The sequence below is a fragment of the Spirillospora sp. NPDC000708 genome (assembly GCF_040299565.1).
Lineage (GTDB): Bacteria > Actinomycetota > Actinomycetes > Streptosporangiales > Streptosporangiaceae > Spirillospora.
Genome location: NZ_JBEPCJ010000188.1, coordinates 1 through 6,210, shown reverse-complemented (window position 1 = coordinate 6,210; position 6,210 = coordinate 1). Strand labels below are relative to the sequence as shown.

Sequence of the window (6,210 nt, the reverse complement as noted above, 5' to 3'; positions counted from 1 at the left end):
CCGGCCCCTCGGGCGGCGCCCCCCCGGCCGTCGCGGCCCCCCACCGCCCCCCCCCCCCCCCGGCCGGGGGGAGGCCCGGGCGCCGGCGGGGGCGGCCCCCCCGGCGACGGCGTGCCGTCAGTACGTCCGGCGGATGTGGAAGCCCCAGCCGCCCTGCGGGAGCGTCTCCTCCCGGACGAAGTCCTGCGACTTCATCCGGCACCAGGCGGGGACGTCGGTGCGCGCGGCGGCGTCGTCGGCGAGCACCGCGATCACCTCGCCGACCGGGACCTCGCGGATCCGGTCCGCCAGCATGATGATCGGGATCGGGCACTTGCGGCCGAGCGCGTCGATGACCAGCGCCGGGGGAGGCCAGGCGGGTTCGGCGGGGGGCGGTGCCGCCGTCCCGTTGGAGACTCCGCTCCTGGCGCGGCCTCGGAACCTCATGGGCGCGACCGCCTCCCTTTCCTGATGCTTCGTGCTCGATGTGGTGCTCCGCCGCCGGTGCCGGTCACGGGTCCAGCGCGTTCAGCGCCGTCCGGCGCAGCCGGGCCACGGTGCCGGGGAGAACGGTGAGGAACCGGTCGACGTCGGCGGAAGCGACGCCACGCGGCAGCGATACCCGCACGTTCCCATGGGTAATCACTCCCATCGCCTCGAGCACATGACTCGGACGCAGCGTATCCGCCGTGCACGAGCTGCCGGACGAAACGGCGAAACCCGCGCGGTCGAGTTCGGTCAGCAGCGCCTCGCCCTCCACGTACAGGCAGGAGAACGTGACGATGTGCGGCAGCCGGCGGACCGGGTCGCCGACGACCTCGACGTCCGGCACGGCCGCCGGGACCTCCGCGCGGATCCGGTCGACGAGCGCGGCGAGGCGCGGGCCCTCCGCCTCGGCGTCCGCCCGGAATGCCTCCAGCGCGGCGGCGGCCGCCACCGCCGCCGGGACGTTCTCGAACCCCGGGACGCGGCGCGCCCCGCGCTCGTCGGCGGGCAGCGGCGAGCGCCACCGGGTGCCCTTGCGGATCGCGAGGACCCCGACGCCCGCCGGCCCGCCCCACTTGTGGGCGCTGCCGGCCAGGAACGACCAGCCGCCGGGCACGTCCACCCGGCCGAGCGACTGCGCGGCGTCCACCAGCAGCGGCACGCCCGCCGCGCGGCACGCCTCGGCCGCCTCCGCGACGGGCTGGAGCGTCCCGACCTCGTGGTTGGCCGACTGCAGGCACGCCAGCGCGGTGTCCGGGCGCAGCGCCGCGGCGAACTCGGCCGGGTCGACGCGCCCGCCCCGGTCGACGCCGATGACCGTGACCTCGCCGCCGTCCGCCTCGTGCAGCTCGGCGGCGTGCAGCACGCTGGAGTGCTCGACCGCGCTCACCACCAGGTGGCGCCCGGCCCGCCGGCGCGCCTGGAGCCCCCCGAGGACCGCCAGGTGCACCGCCTGGGTGCCGGACGACGTGAACGACACCTCGTCCGGCCGTGCGCCCAGGACGCCCGCGACGCGCGCGCGGGCCCGGTCCAGCAGCATGCGGGTGCTCCGGGCCCGCCCGTACAGCCTGGCGGGATCGGCCCAGCCCGCGTCCAGCGCCTCCAGCAGCGCAGCTCGCGCCGCGGGATGCGGCGGCTCGGTCGAGGCCGCGTCGAAGTACCCGTCCGGCGCACTGGAGTCAGCCACGCCAGAACACTAACCGGGCACCCGATCGGGGGTTCGCGCGACCCTAGCGCTAGTGTGTCCACCACACGTGTAACAACTGATCTCACCGCCCGGGTCGACCGGGCTTTCATCCGTGGGGAAGGCATTCCGTGAGTCCGACCCGCTCTGGGGAGCGGCGTACGCCTGTGCGCAGTCGCCGCGCAATCAAAAGCGCCGGCGCGCTAGGGCTGCTGGCGCTGTCCGCAACCGCGTGCAGCGGCCAGGCATCCCGGCTGGGCATGCCCGAGCCGATCGGCCCGCAGGCCGAGCGCATGCTGAAGCTCTGGCAGGGTTCCTGGATCGCGGCGTTCGCCGTCGGGGCCGTCGTCTGGGGCCTGATCATCTGGGCGGTGCTGTTCCACCGCAAGCGCTCCGACGACCTGCCGCCGCAGGTCCGCTACAACATGCCGATCGAGATCCTCTACACGGCGGTCCCGTTCGTCATCATCGCGGTCCTGTTCTACTTCACGGCACGCGACGAGAACTACGTCGAGAAGACCACCAAGAACCCTCCGGTGGTCGTCGACGTCACCGCGTTCCAGTGGAGCTGGCAGTTCGACTACAAGGAGAAGGACGCCGCCGGCAAGGAGCAGACCGTCGCCACGGTCGTGGGCCAGCCGGTCAACCCCAACTCCACCTCCGGCGCCAAGCCCGTGATGATCATTCCGGCCGGTGAGCACGTGCGGGTGCGACTGCACTCCAACGATGTCATCCACTCGTTCTGGGTCCCGGCGCTCCTTTACAAGAAGGACGTCATGCCGGGCTACGACAACGAGTTCGAGTTCGAGGCGACCAAGCTGGGCACGTACGAGGGCCGCTGCGCCGAGCTCTGCGGCGTCGACCACAGCCGGATGCTGTTCCAGCTGAAGGTGGTCCAGCCCGCCCAGTACCAGAAGTTCATCGCCGATTCGAAGGCCGCCCTGGCCGCGGGGGGTGCCAAGTGACCACGATCAGTCACGCACCGAGCGCGCCGGTCACCACGGCGCGGACGAGCAAGGGGCGCATCGTCGCCAACTGGCTGTCGTCCACCGACCACAAGGTGATCGGCTACCTCTACCTGATCACCTCTTTCATGATGTTCCTGTTCGGCGGCATCCTGGCGCTCGTCATCCGCGCCGAGCTGTTCAAGCCGGGCCTGCAGGTGGTCAGCAACGAGCAGTACAACCAGATGTTCACCATGCACGGCACGATCATGCTGCTGATGTTCGCGACGCCGCTGTTCGCGGGCTTCACCAACGTGATCATGCCGCTGCAGATCGGCGCGCCGGACGTGGCGTTCCCCCGGCTGAACATGCTGGCGTACTGGCTGTTCCTGTTCGGCAGCCTGATCGTCATCGCGGGCTTCCTCACCCCGGGCGGCGCGGCCAGCTTCGGCTGGTTCGCCTACGCCCCGCTCTCCGACGCGGTCCGCTCGCCGGGCATCGGCGGCGACATGTGGGTGATGGGCCTGGCCATGTCGGGCTTCGGCACGATCATGGGCGCGGTCAACTTCATCACCACGATCCTGTGCATGCGCGCGCCGGGCATGACCATGTTCCGGATGCCGATCTTCACCTGGAACGTCCTGCTGACCTCCATCCTGGTCCTGCTGGCGTTCCCGGTCCTCGCCGCCGCGCTGCTGGCCCTGGAGGCCGACCGCAAGCTCGGCGCGCACGTGTTCGACGCCTCGCACGGCGGCGCGCTGCTCTGGCAGCACCTCTTCTGGTTCTTCGGGCATCCGGAGGTCTACATCATCGCGTTGCCCTTCTTCGGCATCGTGACGGAGATCCTCCCGGTGTTCGCCCGCAAGCCCGTCTTCGGCTACATCGGCCTGGTCTTCGCGACCATCAGCATCGCGGGCCTGTCGGTCACCGTGTGGGCGCACCACATGTTCGTCACCGGCCAGGTGCTGCTGCCGTTCTTCTCCTTCATGACGTTCCTCATCGCCGTGCCCACGGGGGTGAAGTTCTTCAACTGGGTCGGGACGATCTGGCGAGGACAGCTGACGTTCGAGTCGCCGATGCTGTGGTCGCTGGGCTTCCTGGTGACGTTCCTGTTCGGCGGGCTGACCGGCGTCATCCTCGCGTCCCCGCCGATGGACTTCCAGCTGTCGGACTCCTACTTCGTGGTCGCGCACTTCCACTACGTCGTGTTCGGCACCGTGGTGTTCGCGATGTTCGCGGGCTTCTACTTCTGGTGGCCGAAGTGGACCGGCAAGATGCTGAACGACCGGCTCGGCAAGGTGCACTTCTGGCTGCTGTTCATCGGCTTCCACGGCACCTTCCTCATCCAGCACTGGCTGGGCGCCGAAGGCATGCCGCGCCGGTACGCCGACTACCCCAAGGAGTTCGAGGGCCTGAACCAGGTGTCGTCGATCTTCGCCTTCATCCTGGGCGCCTCGATGCTGCCGTTCTTCTACAACGTGTACATCACGTGGAAGAAGGGCAAGCGCGTCGAGGTGGACGACCCGTGGGGCTACGGCTCGTCGCTGGAGTGGGCCACCTCGTGCCCGCCGCCGCGGCACAACTTCAACTCGATCCCGAAGATCCGTTCCGAGCGGCCGGCGTTCGACCTGCACCACCCGCACGTGGGCGCGCAGGGCGAGCTGACCGGGGCGAAGGAGTAGCCGATGCGCGTCCAGGCGTTCATGTTCTACGGTTGCGCGGTCTTCTTCCTCGCCACCGACATCGTGTACTGGCTCTGGTCGGGTGACTGGACCGGCACCACGGCGCTCGCGCTCGCGATCGGCCTCGCCGGGCTGATCGGGTTCTACATCCACTTCACCGTCCGGCGCCTCGAGCGGGCCAACGCGGGCCCGCTGTACGAGGACGACCCGCAGGGGGAGATCGCCGACGCGGCGGGCGAGCTGGGCTTCTTCAGCCCGCACAGCTGGTGGCCGCTGTTCCTCGGCCTGTCGGCCGCGGCCGTCGCCCTCGGCGTCGTGTTCGGCTGGTGGCTGGTGATCCTCGGCGCATGCGCCGCGATCCTGACCTCGATCGGACTGGTCTTCGAGTACTACCGGGGTCATTTCGCCCACTGATCAGTAAAAGAACCCCAAGAGGGGCGGTATCCGCAATTTCGCGGGTACCGCCCCTTTCACATACTGGACGTCGTCCCAGCAAGTAGGGCTGGCCAGGCGAATCGCTCGTCCAGGTGGGAAACGACCGGGGGGTCCACGTGCGGGTGGGTGACTCAGGACCGAGGAACCGGGGAAGGCGCGCCGCCGCCGTCCTCGCGGGCGCGGGCATGGTGGCGGGCGTCGCGGCGTGCTCCGGACAGCAGGCGGTGACCGGACAGGGCGCGGTCTCGCTCGCCGTGTCGCCGGGCGGCGGTGCGGCGCTGCCGCCCGACAGCCCGATCGACGTGCGGGCGAAGACCGGCAGGATCGCGAACGTCACGGTGACGACGGCGAAGGGCGCGCCCGTCGAGGGCGACCTGAACGCCGACCGGACGCAGTGGCGGTCGCGCTGGGCCCTCGCGCCGGGCCAGTCCTACGCGGTGGACGCCACGGCCGTCGGCAAGGACGGCAGGACCCGCACGGTCCGCAGCGGCTTCACCGTCGCGAGCGTGCAGAAGAAGTACGGGGTCACCGTCGACGCGCCGTTCAACAAGGAGACCGTCGGGGTCGGCATCCCGATCATCATGCGCTTCGACAGCCCGGTGAAGGACAAGGCCGCGGTCGAGCGGGCGCTGGAGGTGCGCTCCGACAAGCCCGTCGAAGGCGCCTGGCACTGGCTCGGCAACCAGGAGGTCGTGTTCCGGACCAAGCAGTACTGGCCGGCGCACACCAAGGCGTCGTTCGTCGCCCACCTCAGCGGCGTGAACAACGGCAAGGGCATGTACGGCGGCAAGGACTACGCCGTGAACTTCACCGTCGGCGACTCCCACGTCTCGACGGCCGGCGAGGACACCCACCATATGGTCGTGAAGATCAACGGGAGGAAGGCCCGGACGATCCCGACCAGCATGGGACGCGGCGGCGAGGAGAAGTACACCACCACCAACGGCGTCCACCTCACGATGCAGAAGGACGACCCGGTCACGATGACGTCGGACTGGGAGGGATGCGGCCAGGGCTGCGCCGGCTACTACAGCCTCACCGTCTACAAGGCGGTGAAGATCTCCGACAGCGGCGAGTACGTCCACAGCGCCCCCTGGTCGGTCGGCGACCAGGGCCACGACAACGTCAGCCACGGCTGCATCAACGTCAGCCCGTCCGACGCCGCGTGGTTCTACAAACTCGCCCAGCGCGGCGACGTCGTCACGGTCACCGGCACCAGCCGCCAACTGGCCCCGGACAACGGCTGGGGCTTCTGGCAGATGGGCTGGAACGACTGGGTGAAGGGCAGCGCCCTGAAGCGGTCCGTCTCCACGGCCCCGCACGCGGACGCCGCGACCCTCTCCGCCCAGTCCGGCCAAGGCGCCGCCCAACAACCCCGTGCCAGCCACAACTGAATCTGCCCAGGGGGGCTGTGTTTTCCCAGGGGGGCGACCCCCTGGAACCCCCGTCACGGTTGAGGGGCTGTTTCGCGCTCCGCTAGAGCTCCGCGCGAAACAGCCCC

Annotated in this window: 6 protein-coding genes; 4 read left to right on the top strand and 2 right to left on the bottom strand. The window is 70.1% G+C overall.

The genetic code is table 11. The features are described from left to right. Positions 1 to 117: 117 nt before the first annotated feature. Both ABT299_RS51955 and ABT299_RS51950 read right to left on the bottom strand, forming a co-directional pair. On the bottom strand, positions 118 to 426 hold the full coding sequence (locus ABT299_RS51955; protein ID WP_190868584.1) for a sulfurtransferase TusA family protein: 309 nt from the start codon (positions 424 to 426) through the stop codon (positions 118 to 120). A 64-nt stretch (positions 427 to 490) separates the two neighbouring features. Beyond that, complete coding sequence (locus tag ABT299_RS51950; RefSeq protein WP_500255391.1) at positions 491 to 1,651, bottom strand: cysteine desulfurase family protein; 1,161 nt, start codon at positions 1,649 to 1,651, stop codon at positions 491 to 493. A gap of 128 nt (positions 1,652 to 1,779) precedes the next feature. Here ABT299_RS51950 and ctaC point away from each other — a divergent pair, with 128 nt between their 5' ends. The 4 genes from ctaC to ABT299_RS51930 all read left to right on the top strand — a co-directional run bounded on the left by ctaC (position 1,780) and on the right by ABT299_RS51930 (position 6,103). Then, on the top strand, positions 1,780 to 2,613 hold the full coding sequence (gene ctaC / locus ABT299_RS51945; protein WP_433138635.1) for an aa3-type cytochrome oxidase subunit II: 834 nt from the start codon (positions 1,780 to 1,782) through the stop codon (positions 2,611 to 2,613). Continuing rightward, on the top strand, positions 2,610 to 4,274 hold the full coding sequence (ctaD, locus tag ABT299_RS51940) for an aa3-type cytochrome oxidase subunit I (RefSeq protein ID WP_190868587.1): 1,665 nt from the start codon (positions 2,610 to 2,612) through the stop codon (positions 4,272 to 4,274). Before ctaC ends, ctaD begins: the two co-directional genes overlap by 4 nt. A gap of 3 nt (positions 4,275 to 4,277) precedes the next feature. After that, complete coding sequence (locus tag ABT299_RS51935) at positions 4,278 to 4,688, top strand: cytochrome c oxidase subunit 4 (protein ID WP_190868588.1); 411 nt, start codon at positions 4,278 to 4,280, stop codon at positions 4,686 to 4,688. A gap of 143 nt (positions 4,689 to 4,831) precedes the next feature. Next, positions 4,832 to 6,103, top strand: coding sequence for a L,D-transpeptidase (locus ABT299_RS51930; RefSeq protein ID WP_500255390.1), 1,272 nt, complete (start codon positions 4,832 to 4,834; stop codon positions 6,101 to 6,103). Positions 6,104 to 6,210 lie beyond the last annotated feature (107 nt).